This window comes from Desulfomicrobium apsheronum (assembly GCF_900114115.1).
Classification (GTDB): Bacteria; Desulfobacterota; Desulfovibrionia; order Desulfovibrionales; family Desulfomicrobiaceae; genus Desulfomicrobium; species Desulfomicrobium apsheronum.
This window is the reverse complement of sequence record NZ_FORX01000001.1, coordinates 85,290-98,856: the sequence shown is the minus strand read 5'-3', so window position 1 is coordinate 98,856 and position 13,567 is coordinate 85,290. Positions and strand designations below refer to the sequence as shown.

General features: G+C 60.5%; 14 protein-coding genes. 6 read left to right on the top strand and 8 right to left on the bottom strand.

What is annotated here, in order from left to right; translation table 11 throughout:
* Window positions 1-72 precede the first annotated feature (72 nt).
* From cbiM to BMZ40_RS00410, 4 genes are read left to right on the top strand one after another with little or no spacing between them, the layout of a single operon-like run.
* Window positions 73-699, top strand: a complete 627-nt coding sequence (gene cbiM / locus BMZ40_RS00425; RefSeq protein ID WP_092372184.1) for a cobalt transporter CbiM — start codon at window positions 73-75, stop codon at window positions 697-699.
* Window positions 692-1,306 carry a cobalamin biosynthesis protein CbiL gene (locus tag BMZ40_RS00420; RefSeq protein WP_092372183.1) on the top strand — a complete coding sequence of 205 codons (615 nt, stop codon included), beginning with the start codon at window positions 692-694 and terminating at the stop codon, window positions 1,304-1,306. Before cbiM ends, BMZ40_RS00420 begins: the two co-directional genes overlap by 8 nt.
* On the top strand, window positions 1,299-2,066 hold the full coding sequence (gene cbiQ, locus BMZ40_RS00415; protein ID WP_092372182.1) for a cobalt ECF transporter T component CbiQ: 768 nt from the start codon (window positions 1,299-1,301) through the stop codon (window positions 2,064-2,066). The genes BMZ40_RS00420 and cbiQ overlap by 8 nt, the downstream gene beginning before the upstream one ends.
* Window positions 2,059-2,787: an energy-coupling factor ABC transporter ATP-binding protein gene (locus BMZ40_RS00410; protein ID WP_092372181.1), complete on the top strand. Its 729-nt coding sequence runs from the start codon at window positions 2,059-2,061 to the stop codon at window positions 2,785-2,787. Before cbiQ ends, BMZ40_RS00410 begins: the two co-directional genes overlap by 8 nt.
* An 82-nt stretch (window positions 2,788-2,869) precedes the next feature.
* On the opposite strand, the gene BMZ40_RS00405 is transcribed toward BMZ40_RS00410, so the two are convergent.
* Window positions 2,870-3,181: an Hpt domain-containing protein gene (locus tag BMZ40_RS00405; RefSeq protein WP_092372180.1), complete on the bottom strand. Its 312-nt coding sequence runs from the start codon at window positions 3,179-3,181 to the stop codon at window positions 2,870-2,872.
* Between the two features lie 326 nt (window positions 3,182-3,507).
* On the opposite strand from BMZ40_RS00405, the gene BMZ40_RS00400 reads away from it, so the two are divergent.
* Both BMZ40_RS00400 and BMZ40_RS00395 read left to right on the top strand, forming a co-directional pair.
* Window positions 3,508-3,966, top strand: coding sequence for a chemotaxis protein CheX (locus BMZ40_RS00400; RefSeq protein ID WP_092189884.1), 459 nt, complete (start codon window positions 3,508-3,510; stop codon window positions 3,964-3,966).
* A 4-nt stretch (window positions 3,967-3,970) separates the two neighbouring features.
* Entirely contained in the window at window positions 3,971-4,786 is an 816-nt protein-coding gene (locus tag BMZ40_RS00395) for a MotA/TolQ/ExbB proton channel family protein (protein ID WP_092372179.1), read from the top strand.
* Between the two features lie 103 nt (window positions 4,787-4,889).
* Here BMZ40_RS00395 and BMZ40_RS00390 read toward each other — a convergent pair whose 3' ends face one another.
* The 7 genes from BMZ40_RS00390 to polA all read right to left on the bottom strand — a co-directional run bounded on the left by BMZ40_RS00390 (window position 4,890) and on the right by polA (window position 13,545).
* Complete coding sequence (locus tag BMZ40_RS00390; RefSeq protein ID WP_092372178.1) at window positions 4,890-5,672, bottom strand: prepilin peptidase; 783 nt, start codon at window positions 5,670-5,672, stop codon at window positions 4,890-4,892.
* 98 nt (window positions 5,673-5,770) lie between these two features.
* Window positions 5,771-7,012: an EAL and HDOD domain-containing protein gene (locus BMZ40_RS00385; protein ID WP_092372177.1), complete on the bottom strand. Its 1,242-nt coding sequence runs from the start codon at window positions 7,010-7,012 to the stop codon at window positions 5,771-5,773.
* A gap of 108 nt (window positions 7,013-7,120) precedes the next feature.
* Complete coding sequence (locus tag BMZ40_RS00380) at window positions 7,121-8,356, bottom strand: EAL and HDOD domain-containing protein (protein ID WP_245750987.1); 1,236 nt, start codon at window positions 8,354-8,356, stop codon at window positions 7,121-7,123.
* 21 nt (window positions 8,357-8,377) lie between these two features.
* Complete coding sequence (gene argC / locus BMZ40_RS00375; protein WP_092372175.1) at window positions 8,378-9,427, bottom strand: N-acetyl-gamma-glutamyl-phosphate reductase; 1,050 nt, start codon at window positions 9,425-9,427, stop codon at window positions 8,378-8,380.
* 11 nt (window positions 9,428-9,438) lie between these two features.
* Window positions 9,439-9,744: a DUF1844 domain-containing protein gene (locus BMZ40_RS00370; RefSeq protein ID WP_092372174.1), complete on the bottom strand. Its 306-nt coding sequence runs from the start codon at window positions 9,742-9,744 to the stop codon at window positions 9,439-9,441.
* Window positions 9,745-9,753: 9 nt separating this feature from the next.
* Entirely contained in the window at window positions 9,754-10,926 is a 1,173-nt protein-coding gene (locus BMZ40_RS00365; RefSeq protein ID WP_092372173.1) for a pyridoxal-phosphate-dependent aminotransferase family protein, read from the bottom strand.
* Between the two features lie 30 nt (window positions 10,927-10,956).
* Complete coding sequence (polA, locus tag BMZ40_RS00360) at window positions 10,957-13,545, bottom strand: DNA polymerase I (RefSeq protein ID WP_092372172.1); 2,589 nt, start codon at window positions 13,543-13,545, stop codon at window positions 10,957-10,959.
* Between the last annotated feature and the right edge of the window lie 22 nt (window positions 13,546-13,567).

Genomic DNA, 13,567 nt, shown 5'->3' with positions numbered 1-13,567 from the left:
ATGCGCCGGGCATGGACACATGCCCGGCTTTTTGTCATGCCTCGCCGAACCACTTGAAGAGAGGGCAGAAAAGTGCACATTTCCGAAGGGGTTCTATCTCCCGCCATACTGGGCCTGGGCGCGGTCCTGACCGTCGGCGGCACGGCCCTTGGCCTGCGTCGACTCGACTACGACAGGCTCATGACCGTGGCCATCCTGGCCGCGGCCTTTTTTGTCGGCTCGCTCATCCACATACCCATCGGGCCCTCCAGCGCCCACCTGATCCTGAACGGACTCCTCGGAGCCATTCTCGGCTGGGCCGCTTTTCCGGCCATCCTGGTGGCGCTCATGCTGCAATCCGTGCTCTTCCAGTATGGAGGCTTCACTGTCCTGGGCGTGAACGCCTTCAACATGGCTTTTCCGGCCGTGCTCTGTTTTTTGCTCCTGCGCCCACTCCTGTCCCGTCCCGGGCGGATACGCACGCTGGCGGCGTTTTGCTGTGGGGCCCTGTCCGTGGCCGGCGCGGGCCTGCTCACGGCCCTCTCCCTGGCCCAGACGGACGAAGGCTTCCTCCAGGCCGCACGGCTGCTCTTCCTGGCCCATGTCCCGATCATGATCGTCGAGGGTATCGTGACCACGCTGGCCGTATCCTTTCTGTCCAGGGTCCGACCCGAACTCCTGCATTTTGCATCAAGTTTTGAAGGAGGAACACGTGCGTAGCCTTTTCCTGCTCCTTGTCTTCGCCTTGCTGACTTCGGGCCCGGCCCTGGCGCACCGGGTCAACATTTTCGCCTACGTGGATGGCAATGAGATTGTCGCCGAGTGCAGCTACAGCAAATCCAAACGAGTCAGGCACGGCACCATCGAGGTCCGTGACGCCGTCACCGGTCAAACGCTGCTGCAGGGAAGGACAGACGAAGAGGGCCTGTTCCGTTTCCCCGTCCCGGACCAGGCGCGAAAAACAGGAGCCGACCTGCGCATCCTGCTTCAGGCCGGAGAAGGGCATCAAAACGAGTGGATCGTGGAAGCTGCGGAATTCATGAAAGCCTCGGCTCCCAAGACTCCTGCGCCGAACGGGGAGAAGGCGACCGCTGCCGTTGCCCCTGGGAGCCCGGCTGACGCGGCCTCCAATGCACAGGGGCTATCGCGGGCCGACGTGGAAGAAGTGGTGAGTGCCGCCCTCGACGCCAAGCTTGCCCCCATCAAGCGCAGCCTGCTCGAACAAAGCCAGGCCGGGCCGGGAATGCAGGAAATTATCGGTGGCATCGGTTGGATTTTCGGCCTGGTCGGCATAGCCGCCTATTTCAAGAGCCGTCCGCGTGTTTGACGAACCCTTTGCCCGGGGCCGCTCCCTGGTGCACGGCCTCGACCCCAGGATGCGCCTGGCCATGGCCGCCCTTTTCTCCATCTGCGTGGCCCTGCTCAAAGACCCAATAGCGGCCGGATCGGCGCTGATTCCGGCCGTGGCGGTCCTGAGCCTGAGCGCGCCGCCCCTTCAAATGCTTTGCAAACGCGTGGCCCTGGTCAACGTCTTCATTCTTTTCCTGTGGCTGACCGTGCCCCTGACCATGCCCGGCACGCCCTTGGCGACCCTGGGCCCGCTGACGGCAAGCCGAGAGGGCGCCGAGCTGGTTCTGCTCGCCACCCTCAAGTCCAACGCCATCCTGCTGACATTCCTGGCCCTGGTCACGACCATGGACTCCCCGACCATGGGGCACGCCTTGGACCGCCTCGGCGTGCCGTCCAAGCTGGTATTCCTGTTCCTTTTCACTTACCGCTACCTGCACGTCATCGCCGACGAATGGCAACGGCTGGTCACGGCGGCCAGGTTGCGCGGGTTCACTCCCCGCACCGGCATGCACACCTACCGCACCATCGGGAACCTTTTGGCCATGGTCCTGGTCAACAGCTTCGACCGCTCAAGCCGGGTCTATCAGGCCATGGTCCTGCGCGGATTCCAGGGACGTTTCGTCTCCGTGGTCCGCTTCAGGGCGCGCCCGAGGGACGCGATCTTCGCCTTTTTGTGGATGGCGGCCACGGTCGGCATCGTGCTCATGGACTTTTTTCCGGAGATACGCCTTGTCTGAAACGCCCATTTTCGCCCTGCAGGACGTGTCCTTTGCCTATCCTTCAGGCCACGCGGTGCTGCATGACGTGAACTTCGCCTTTGAACCCGGACAGAAAATCGGGCTCTACGGCACCAACGGCAGCGGCAAGACCACTCTTTTCCATATTGTCATGGGCCTCATGGCTCCGCAACGCGGCAAGGTCCTTTTCCATGGCAGGGCGGTGCGTGGTGAAAAGGAATTTCAGGCCCTGCGCCGCGAGGTCGGCATGGTCCTGCAGAACGCCGAAGACCAGCTCTTCAACCCCACAGTGCTCGACGACGTGGCTTTTGGCCCGCTGAATCTGGGAATGTCCGTGGACGAAGCACGGGAGAGGTCTCTTGCGACCCTGAAGGAGCTGGGCCTGGATGGGTTCGAAAATCGCCTGACCCACCGCCTGTCCGGAGGGGAAAAGAAGCTGGTGTCACTGGCCACGATCCTGTCCATGCAGCCCAAGGTGCTGCTGCTGGACGAGCCCACCAACGGACTGGACCCGCAGACCAGGGAACGCATCATCGAGATCCTTGCCGCCCTGCCCACGGCCCGCATCATCATTTCGCATGACTGGGACTTTCTGGCGCAAACGACCTCACGATTCATGACCATAAAGGACGGCCGCCTCGTGACCGACGTGCCGCACTTGCCGCACCGGCATGTGCATGCCCACCCCCTGGGCGACGAGCCGCATCATCACCACGACTAGAGCAGCCGCCATGCGGACGCGAATGGGCACGTCCTCGGGATGCCCGGCGCAGGAGGGAAGAGCGCCGAAAACGATGGGGACCTCAGAAGAATTTCAAGGCAGGGCGGAGCCTCTCGTACACGGCACGCGCCTCTTCCATGTACCCGTCCTTGCCGGCCAGTTCCAAGGCCCGGGCCATTTCCCCGAGTTCCAAAAGCCCCATGTTGAAAAGGGCCCCTTTGAGCATATGTCCCGCGTCCGCGATCTCCTGCTCGTCACCCGCGCCGGAAAAGGCAGTTTCAAGGCGGCTCAGCGTCGCGGCCACCGTCTGGCAACCAAGGCCGTAAAGTTCATCGATGTCATCCATGCCCAAGCCGTAGACCCGGCATAAATGTTCCTTGACCCGCTGCTTCATGCTTTTCTCCGTGCATCGCTTGTCCGGACAAAATCCTTAGAATGTCGAATCAGCACCATGTAGAGAGCCTGGGAACGACTGGCAAGCATCTCGTCATAACGCGTGAAATTCAAATGCAGACAAAGGTCGCGCCTCCATCATGCCCGCTCAAGACGCACCGAGGCAGAGCACCCGGCCTGAAGTGTTTGGCGGACATCGAAACCCTTCTGCCCGCCAAAAAATCCAGGACTTGCTCCCGTCTTGTGGTTGACCCCGCCCACAAATTTTCTTTATGAAATTCCACGGTGTGAAGTTTTTCCATCCACGCACCCCCCAAGGAGAATCACATGGACCCTTCGCTGGCCAAACCCTTCATAAAAGCAACAAAAGATGTTCTCGCCGCCATGGCCGCCCTTGAAGTCGTGGCCGGCACGCCTTACGTCAAAAAGGACAAAATGGCCCGGGGCGACGTTTCTGCCGTGATCGGCATCACCGGAGACAAGCAGGGCACCTTCTCCATTTCCTTTGACCGCAAGACCGCCGTGCACATCGTCAAGCAGATGCTCGGCGACGCCATCGAGGACATCCTGCAGGACGTGCAGGACGCCATGGGCGAGATCACGAACATGATCTCCGGCCAGGCCCGCGTCGGGCTGGTGGACATGGGCCTCAAGCTGCAAGGCTCCACCCCTTCGGTCATCATGGGCGACAACCACACCATCGCGCACATGAGCTCGGCCCTGGCCATCGCCATCCCCTTCTCCTGCGAAGCCGGGACCTTCACCCTGGAATTCTGCTTCGAATAGGCCCATGAACGGCGCGGGCAACATCAATGAACAGGTCGCCGAGCTCCTGCTCGGGGCCAGTGCCAAGTCGCTGACGGCTCCCAAGGAATTCGACCTCATGGAGATGCCGCTGGAGGGAGTGGCCGCTTTTTGGCTGTCCGTTAAAAAAACCATGGACTCCAAGAAAAGGGGCGACGAATTCCTGCTTGAGGAGGCAAAGCACACCCGCGAACCCCACGTCAGGTTTCTCCTGGAACTGGCCGCCTCCTCGTTTTCGCCCACCCGCTGCGAAGAGCTGGCTCAGGTCAGAAAGAAAAACATCCTGGGCGAACTGCATCGCAAATACGTACTCATGGCCATTGGCCTCTTGGGCATCGTGTCCAAGGAGAACCCGCAAAAAGTGATGGTCCGCTTTTTGTCCAAGTTCCACATCGCGCCCATTTTCGAGAAACAGGTCTTCGAGGTCGCACAGCTCATGCTCAGGAATCTGGACAACGCCGAGCTGAACAAGACCAAGTTTCTCAATATCGACCACAAGCTAAAAATCGAGGCGCTCATCATAAACCTCATCTTCTATTGCATGCTGGCCAGAAGAAACGGGGTGGAGCATCTTCTTGGGTTTCAGGAATACATCTCCTCCAGATATTTCAAGGACGGCCTGATGCTCATCCATGACGGATTCGACTACGACTTCGTCAAATTCCGCCTCAATCTGGTCAAAAAGGAAATCCTCGAAGCCACGGAAAGGAAGATGGACCTGTCCATGCAGATGATGTCCGCCATCAAGTCCGGGACGCCCTTCAACGACCTCTATCTCATCGCCAAGGCCTTCCTGCCCTGACCTGACCGTAAAACAACCCAAGATTCATTATGGCGGCGTACGCTCCTCCACGACCCGGCCATGCCGGACTATCCCCTTGCGCGCCCCGGACGTGTAGCCCGCTTCAAAGGTTCATGATCATCAGAAGCAGCTCTTCTCCCCAGAGCAGGGTCAGCACCGCCCCGAGACAGAGAAACGGGCCGAAGGGGACGGCCGTGCGCAGGCCCTGCCCTTCGGGACGGCGCAGGTAGATCACGGCGACCATGAGGGCGCACAGGGCGGAGAGGAGGATCATGAGCGGCAGCAGGGACAGCCCGACCAGCGCACCAAGGCTGAGCATGAGTTTTATGTCGCCGGTGCCCAGGGCATCGATCCCGCGCAGACGCAGATAGGCCTGCTGCAAGAGAAGAAATATTCCAGCGCCGAAAAAACCGCCAAGCAGGGTTTCAAGCCAATCGACGGGCAGAAAGAGCGGGGTGGACAAGGCCAGGACGGCCGCCGGATAGGTCAGGACGTCGGGCAGGATGAAGGAGTCCAGATCGATGAAGGAAGCCACCAGAAAAATCCCCAGAAATACCATATAGGTCAACCACTGCGCCGTCGGGCCGAATTTGACCGCAAAGAGCAGTGCCAGGACTCCGGAGAGCAGCTCCACGGCCGGATAGCGCCAGTGGATCTTCCCCTTGCAGGAGCGGCATTTGGCTCCAAGCAGAAGATAGGACAGGACCGGGATGTTTTCCCACCAGGACAGCACGTGACCGCAGGCCGGACAATGCGAGCCGGGGCTGATCACGGACTTGCCCACCAGATAGCGGTGCACGCAGACGTTGTAGAAACTGCCCAGGCATAGGCCCAGAATGAGGGCCATGGTGTAAAAAAACGCGGGATACGAAAAAAGCTCAACCATGCGAACACCTTGGAAGCTGATTATGTTTGGAATAATGTAAAGTTGTTACGATTCGTTGACACGCCATCACATCGCTCCGTCAAGCAGGGTTGCACCGCTCAACTCGTGACCCAGACCGCCCAGATCGAGGCTTCGGCGGAGAGCCTGTTGACGAGAGTGATGGGCACCCCGAGCTGCTCGGCCTTCCTGTTCAGGCGCTTCCAGTTGCAGCGGTCTATTTCGTCAAGCAGCGCTATCCAGACCGCGTTGGTGTCATCCGGATCGGTCAGCGCCCGCTTGATGGCGGGATCCAGGGGGATCTCCTCCAGCACCAGGTCCATGGACTGATCCAGAATGGCGTCGAGCAGGGAAAAAAAGCCCAGAAAAAACATGCCGTCCCGGTCGAACACCGTAGGACGGCTCATTGCCAAAAGATGCAGAAAACGCGCCCGTTGCACGGAAATACGGACCAGCTCGTGAGCCTTGTCCTCGGTGCCGACATCGGACAGGACGACTACCTGAAGCCACTGTCGCAGATTCCGGGATCCGAGCATGGTGACCGCGCGCGGGATGGAGGTGATCTTGACCTGCAGGCCGAAGAATGCGGAATTTATATATCTGAGCAGCCTGTAGGAAATGGAAAGGTCCGTCTGGATGATTTCCACCAGACGGGAAGTATCCACGTCCGGGGCGCTCAATTCCTTTAACAGTTTGACCTTGTTGATTTGCGAGGCGGAAAGTTTTCGACCGGGTATAAGCTCGGGACGATTGAAGAAAAAGCCTTGAAAATACGTAAAGCCCAGCTTCCTGCACACCTTGAAGACGTCGTGATTCTCCACTTTCTCGGCCAGCAGCAGCGCATCGAACTTTTTGACCCCCTTGGCGATGGCCTCGACCTGCGCCGGAGTCTTGCCGAGGACGTCGACCTTGATGATGTCGACGATCTCGCACAGGGGTTCAAGGCCCGGTCCGCCTTCGAAATCGTCCAGGGCCAGCATGTAGCCGCGCCTCTTGAGCTCCCGGCAGGCGCAGATGACTTCGGCTTCCGGCAGGACGGTCTCAAGGATCTCCACCACGCACTGATCGGCGGGCAGGACATAGGGAGCCTCGCCGAGGAGCACGCTGCGAGGAAAATTGACCAGCGCCCTGGCTCCCTGACGCAACCCCTGTACCGCGAGGTTGTAGCCGTCGGCGATGATCTGCGTCGTGGCCTGATCCCCGTCGGCGAACACGGCCTCCTGGATGTTTTCGCCGTGACGGAAAAGAAGCTCATAGCCCCAGATCTGCATCCGTGCCGTGAATATGGGCTGCCGGGCGACAAAAAACTTGTCGTAAAGCTGCTCAGGATACGTCTCTTCCATCACCGGGTCCTTTTTGAGGAGCGCATCGCGCGTCCCTTCGCAAATTACAGACCTTGAAACAGTGAAAAAGGCTCCCCAGAATCAAAACGCGAGTATCTGGGGCCCACCCTAGGACGCATCTCCCATGACTTCATCGGTCCATATCGCGGCCTCGATGGCGGCGTTGTCGACCAGCTCCATGGGAATGCCCATCTGCCTCGCCTTGTCCTCAAGTCCGGCCCAACTGCCACGGTCAAGCTCGTTCAAGAACCCGACCCAGACGGCGTGCTCGCTTTGAGGGTCGACCAGAGTGGCCTTGATGTCCGGGTCAAGGGAAATTTCGTCGAGGACCTGCTCCATTTGCTGATCGAGGATGGCGTCGAGCACGGAAAAAAAGCCCATCACGAACATGCTGTCCGAGGAAAACGGAGCGGTGCCGGATGCGGCCAGAAGCTGGAGGAAGCGTCCACGCAGCACGGATATTCGGACCAGTTCCTGGCCCTTGTCCGTGGAATTGATATCGGACAAAATGACCACCTGGAGCCACTGGCGCAGGTTCTGACGACCGAGCATGTTCACGGCGCGCTGGATGGATTCGATCTTGCCGCGCAGGCTGAAGCGGGCGGAATTGATGTATTTGAGCAGGCGATAGGAAATGGACAGGTCCGTCTGAATGATTTCCACCAATCGGGACAGCTCCGCCTCGGATTCGTTGAGTTCCTTCAAAAGCTTGATCTTGGTGCTCTGGCTGGCGGAGAGCTTCCGTCCGGGGACGATCTCGGGCTTGCTGAAGAAATACCCCTGAAAATATTCGAAGCCGAGGCGCTGGCAGACGTTGAACATGTTGATGTTCTCGACCTTCTCGGCCAGGAGCCGGACCTTGTACCCTTTGAGGCCGTTGACGATGGCCCTGACCTCGCTCGGTGTCTTGCCCAGGATATCGACCTTTATGATGTCCGCGATCTCGCACAGCGGCTCAAAACCGGGATCTCCCACGAAATCATCCAGAGCCAGGGTGTAGCCGTTTGCCTTCAGCTCCCGGCACGCCTCCATGACATCATCCTCGGGCAGAACCGTCTCCAGGATTTCCACCACGCAACGCTCGGAAGGAAGCACATAGGGCGCATGGCCAAGAAGGACATTGCGCGGAAAGTTGATCAGCGCCTTGATCCTGTTCTCCATGCCCCGGACTCCCAGGGCGAAGCCGTCTGCGATGACCTGAGTCGTGGCCTGGTCGCCGTCCGTGAACACGGCGGACTGGGTATCCCCATGCCTGAAAAGCAGCTCATAGCCCCAAATCTTCATTTCGGCAGTGAAAATGGGCTGCCTGGCAACAAAGATCTTGTCATAAAACTGTTCAGGCATTTGTTCTGGCATTAAAAGCCTCTAAGGCATGAGTGGCGCAAAAGGAAGGCCTGCACCCTCTTCCAGGCCCAGCATGAGGTTGGCATTGGCAACGGCCTGGCCCGAGGCGCCGCGACAAAGGTTGTCTATGGCCGAGACCACGATGAGCCTGTCCGTACGCGGGTCCGTGACCAGCCCGAGGTCGCAGAAATTGGTGCCGCGCACCCATCTGGTTTCAGGCAGGGTGCCCTGGGGCAGAAGACGCACCCAGCGTTTGCCCGCATAAAACTCCTGGTAGCAGGCCCGGATTTTTTCCAAATCCGCGCCGGGGGAAAGCTTGGCGTAGGCGGTGGTCAGGATGCCGCGATTGATGGGCAGAAGGTGCGTGTTGAAGGAGAGACGTATTTCCCGCCCTGCGGCCACGCCCAGCTCCTGCTCGATTTCGGGGGTGTGACGGTGCTTGGTCAGGTTGTAGGCCCGAAACGTGTCCGAGACCTCGCAGAAGAGAGTGCCGACCCCGGCCTTGCGCCCGGCCCCGGTGGTTCCGGACTTGGAATCGATGACCAGGTCCTCGGGCGAGATGAGTCCGGCGGCCAGCGCCGGATACAGGGCCAGGATGGCGGATGTCGGATAACAGCCGGGATTGGCCACCAACCCGGCTCCGGCGATGCGTTCGGCGTAGAGCTCGGGCAGTCCGTAAACGGCCTCGGCCAGCAGGGCGGACTGGGTGTGCGGCACCTGATACCAGCTCTCGTAGACCTCGTGGTCGCGCAGACGAAAATCCGCGCTCAAGTCCACGACTCTGGTTCCAAGCCCGCGCAGCTCGGCGGCCATTTCCATGGCCGTGCAGTGAGGAACGGCCAGAAAGACGAGGTCGCAATCAGCCGCCAGCACCGTGCAGTCCGGAGTTGTTATCTCAAGATCGCCAAGCTTTGTGCCCTGCAGGAAGGGATAAATCCTTTGCAGGGGCTGTCCGGCCTCCTTGCGCGACGTGACCTTGGTCAGACGCAGGCTGGGATGGCCAAGCAGGATGCGGGTCAACTCCATTCCCGTGTAGCCGGTAACCCCGACCAGACCGACGCGCTTCATCATCCTCGATCCCCCTATTTTGCCTTCTGCACGTATTTCATGCGCAGTTCAAAAAGCATGTCCCGAAGCAGTCGGGCTTCCTGATCCGTCAGATTACCCCTGGTCTTGCTTTCGAGCATGCACAGGATGTCGATGGTCTGTTTGGCGGCCAGCACATTCTCCATGGTCTGCCCGCTCTCGGGCTCGGGTACCTCGCCCAGATAGACCAGGGCGGAAGAGCTCATGGACAGGACAAAGGTCCCAAAATCCAACTGCGGCATTTCCGGACAGGAACAGGACAATTCCTCATATTCTTCGGCCAGTTTCTTCTCTTCGCTCATATTCACTCCTTACGCCCGAATTTCGGGGCAACCGTCGCGCAGCGCTTCTTCATAGGCATTGACGGCGTCTTCCATATACGTCCTTGCGGCACAATATCCTCCGGCCGCGTGCAAACCCACGCGCAGGGCGTGAAGTCCCGCCAGGACGTCGCTCCAATCCACATGACCCATGTGACCCAGCCTGACGAGGCTCTTCTTGAGTTCGCCCTGGCCCCCGGCCATGATCACTCCGCAGCGTTCCGCCGCCACCTTGAGCACTTCGCTTCCATCGACGCCCAACGGGATCTTGATGGAGGTCAGTCCCCAGGTGAAATGTGTCTTGGCCAGAAGTTCAAGCCCCATGCTCGCCGCTCCGGCCCGGGCCATGGAGGTCAGGGCCCATTGCTTGGCGTACACGGCCTCAAGGGTCTGTTCCCTGAACAGATCGAGACTCACGGCCAGCCCTTGCAGCAGATTGACCGGGGACGTGAAGAGGGTCTGATGACCCAGGCTCTTGTCCCGCTCGGCCAGCAGGTTGAAATAGAAATTGGTGGAACCGACCGCGCGCACCTTGTCCCAGGCGCGCTCGCTAAGGGCCAGCAAGGCCAGGCCGGGCGGAAGCATGAGACCCTTCTGGGACCCCGTCAGCAGGCAGTCGATGCCCCAGGCGTCCATGGGGCAAGGAGAAATTCCGACAGCGGAGATGCCGTCGACGACAAGGAGCACATCCTTGTCACGGGTCACCGCGCCAAGTTCGTGCACGGGGTGCAGCACTCCGGTGGAGGTCTCCGAGGCCTGGACCAGCACGCCGCGAAGCTCGGGGTCCGCCGCCAGGGCCGCCCGCACATCCTCGGCGGCAACGGCGCTGCCGTTTTCAAAAACCAGGGAGGTGACCACAAGGCCATGAGCCTCGGCGATCTCGCGCCAGCGCTCTCCGAACTTGCCGCCCTCGATAACGAGCACCTTTTCACCGGGCGCGAAGAGGTTGGTCACGGCCGCGTGCATGGCTCCCGTGCCCGAACAGGACAGGGGCAGGACCTGCTGCGCGGTGCCGAAGAGATACTTGAGGCCGGGCTGAATGCGCTCCATGACCTGCACGAAATCGCGCTTGCGGTGATGGACCATGTCCTTGGCCAGGGCCAGCCGAACCTCCTCCGGCAAGGGAGTGGGTCCGGGAGTCAACAATCTTGATTTATTGAGCATATCGTATCCGCAAAAGATGTTTGCAAATGTTTATTGATGAGCCGCGCCCCAGTCCTCGCCAACGCCCCAATCAACCACGAGGGGAACGCTGAGGCTGTGCACGGAGGACATGATCCCGGCGACGGCCTGGCCCACTTCCCGGGCCTTTGCCGCCGGGGCTTCGAGCAGAAGTTCGTCGTGAATCTGCAGGATCAGGCTCGCGTCTAATTCGCCAATAACCGGGCTCTTGTCCACTTCGAGCATGGCCTTTTTGATGATATCCGCCGCCGAACCCTGGACCACGGTGTTGATGGCCATGCGCCTGGCCTGCTGCGCCATGTTCACGTTGCGGGAATTGATCCCGGGCAGCATGCGCCTTCTCCCGGCCAGGGTGGTCACATAGCCCAGGGACTTGGCCCCGGCCTCGATCTCCTCGTAGAACTCCCGCACGCGGGACAGTTTGCTGAAGTAGACCGCGATGAACTCCTTGGCCTCCTTCAGGCTGATGCCAAGCTCCCGCCCCAGCTTCTGCGGGCCCATGCCGTAGAGCAGACCGAAATTGATGGTCTTGGCCTTGCGCCGCTCGTCGGCGCTGACCTCGGCCTTGTCGAAGAGGATCCCGGCCGTGCGGGCGTGAATGTCGTCACCGGCGGCAAAGGCGTCCGTGAGGGTCGGATCGCCAGACATGTGCGCCAGCACCCTGAGCTCGACCTGCGAATAGTCCGCAGCCACAAGCCGGTTGCCCGGAGCGGCCACGAAACAGGAGCGCATGCGCGGGCCGAGCACTCCCCTTATGGGTATGTTCTGCAGGTTGGGATTGCTGCTCGAAAGGCGGCCGGTGGCCGTGGCCAGCTGGTTGAAGGTGGTGTGGATGCGCCCGTTCCTGTCGGCCAGCCGGGGCATGGGCTCAAGGTATGTGGAGCGCAGCTTCTCGTACATCCTGAATTCAAGCACATCGGCAACGATGGGATGATCCCCGGCCAATCCTTCAAGCACGCTGCTGGACGTGGATTGGGCCCCGCCCGGAGTCTTCTGCTTGCTGGTCAGGCCGAGCCTTGAAAAAAGCACCTCGCCCAGCTGCTGACTGGAGCGGATGTTGAACTCTTCTCCGGCCTGCTCATGAATTTTCTGCGTCAGTCGATCCAGCTCGGTCTGGACCATGGAGAGAAAATCCTGGAACCTGGCCTCGTCGATGCGGATGCCGCGTTTCTGCATGCGCACCAGCACCTCGGTCAGGGGCAGTTCAAGACCCTGCATAAGCCCGAGCAGCTCCGAACCGGCAAGCCGCGCACGCAACAGGCGGCCTACGGCGAGCACTGCCTGTCCGTGATTTTCCCGGTGCACGTCGATCTCGTCCCCCAGCCCGTCGCGAATCCGCTCCAGGGTGTAATTGCGCTCTTCAGGGCTCAAAAGATAGGCGGCAAGCTCTATGTCGAAGACTTCCGCGCAGCCCGAGAGATCAAGACGGCCCTGTTCGAGCACGCCCTTGTAGGAAGTCACGAACACATGCGCCCCGGCCAGCGCACGGCACAGATCCGAGGCCGCGCCCATGTACAGGAGCTCTTCGGCGTCCGTGCCCAGAATCCACTTTTCGCCCTCGGCGTAAAGGCCCACGTCCTTTCCGGCCATGGACTCAAGACTCGGCGCCAGACGCGGTTCGACCCGCGCCGGGCCGGGTTTTTCTTCCCTGTCCGGGGCCGGATCGGTCTTGACGGCCGCTTCTGCCTGAGCACCGTTCGTACTGGTACGCCCGTTCTTGCGGGCCAGGGCCTGAAATTCCGACAACAGGGAGCGGAACTCATATTCCTTGAAAAAATCCAGCGCCCCGCCGTCAATCTCGCCCACGGCCAGATCGTCAAGGCCGTACTCCCTGCACATGTCCGTGCGCAGGGTGGTCAGCTCCCGATACACGAAGACCTGCTCCATGTGCGGGGCGAGCAGGGTCTGCTCCTTGGCCGTAAGCCGGTCGAAATTTTTCTTGAGCGCGTCAAGGCTCGGAAAGCGGCGCAGAAAGCCCATGGCCGTCTTCGGCCCCACTTTCGGGATGCCGGGAATGTTGTCCGCCGCGTCGCCGGTCATGGCCTGAAAATCCGCCCACTGGTCCGGCTTGAGGCCCGTCTCCTCCACAAAGCCATCCCGGGTGACGAGCTTCTCCTTGCCCTGGGCAGGGTCCCACATGACCACGTTCTCATCCAGGCACTGCCGCAGATCCTTGTCCGCGCCGACAATGACCACGCTGCGATCTTCCTTGAAACGGGAAGCCAGGGAGGCGATGCAGTCGTCGGCCTCTCCACCCTCGGCTTCAAGCACGCGGATGCCCAGCAGCCTGAGTCCAGCCTTCAACGGTTCGAGCTGCGCGGCAAGCCCTTCGGGCATGCGGGGCCGGTTGGCCTTGTAGGAGGGCAGAAGCTCGTGCCTGAACGTGGGGGCGCGGCCGTCGGTGACAAAAACGAGGTGGGATGGATTCTCTTCGCGCAGGAGTTTCAGGACCAGCTTGAAAACGATATACATGGCGCTGGTCGGAAACCCGTCGGAGCGCTTGAAATCGGGATAGGCGTAAAAACCGCGATAGATGAAGGCGTGGCCGTCGATCAAAAAAAGCGGCTCGGTTTTCAGTCCGAGCCTTGTTTGCAAACTCATGCGCCCTCCGGTTTGGGGGAAG

Excerpts from the sequence above, each read along its gene's own strand:
- BMZ40_RS00400 (WP_092189884.1), top strand. The coding sequence starts at position 3,508 with ATGGACCCTTCGCTGGCCAAACCCTTCATAAAAGCAACAAAAGATGTT.
- BMZ40_RS00385 (WP_092372177.1), bottom strand. The coding sequence starts at position 7,012 with ATGGAAGAGACGTATCCTGAGCAGCTTTACGACAAGTTTTTTGTCGCC.
- BMZ40_RS00380 (WP_245750987.1), bottom strand. The coding sequence starts at position 8,356 with ATGCCTGAACAGTTTTATGACAAGATCTTTGTTGCCAGGCAGCCCATT.
- BMZ40_RS00395 (WP_092372179.1), top strand. The coding sequence starts at position 3,971 with ATGAACGGCGCGGGCAACATCAATGAACAGGTCGCCGAGCTCCTGCTC.
- BMZ40_RS00370 (WP_092372174.1), bottom strand. The coding sequence starts at position 9,744 with ATGAGCGAAGAGAAGAAACTGGCCGAAGAATATGAGGAATTGTCCTGT.
- BMZ40_RS00405 (WP_092372180.1), bottom strand. The coding sequence starts at position 3,181 with ATGAAGCAGCGGGTCAAGGAACATTTATGCCGGGTCTACGGCTTGGGC.
- BMZ40_RS00390 (WP_092372178.1), bottom strand. The coding sequence starts at position 5,672 with ATGGTTGAGCTTTTTTCGTATCCCGCGTTTTTTTACACCATGGCCCTC.
- argC (WP_092372175.1), bottom strand. The coding sequence starts at position 9,427 with ATGATGAAGCGCGTCGGTCTGGTCGGGGTTACCGGCTACACGGGAATG.
- polA (WP_092372172.1), bottom strand. The coding sequence starts at position 13,545 with ATGAGTTTGCAAACAAGGCTCGGACTGAAAACCGAGCCGCTTTTTTTG.
- BMZ40_RS00365 (WP_092372173.1), bottom strand. The coding sequence starts at position 10,926 with ATGCTCAATAAATCAAGATTGTTGACTCCCGGACCCACTCCCTTGCCG.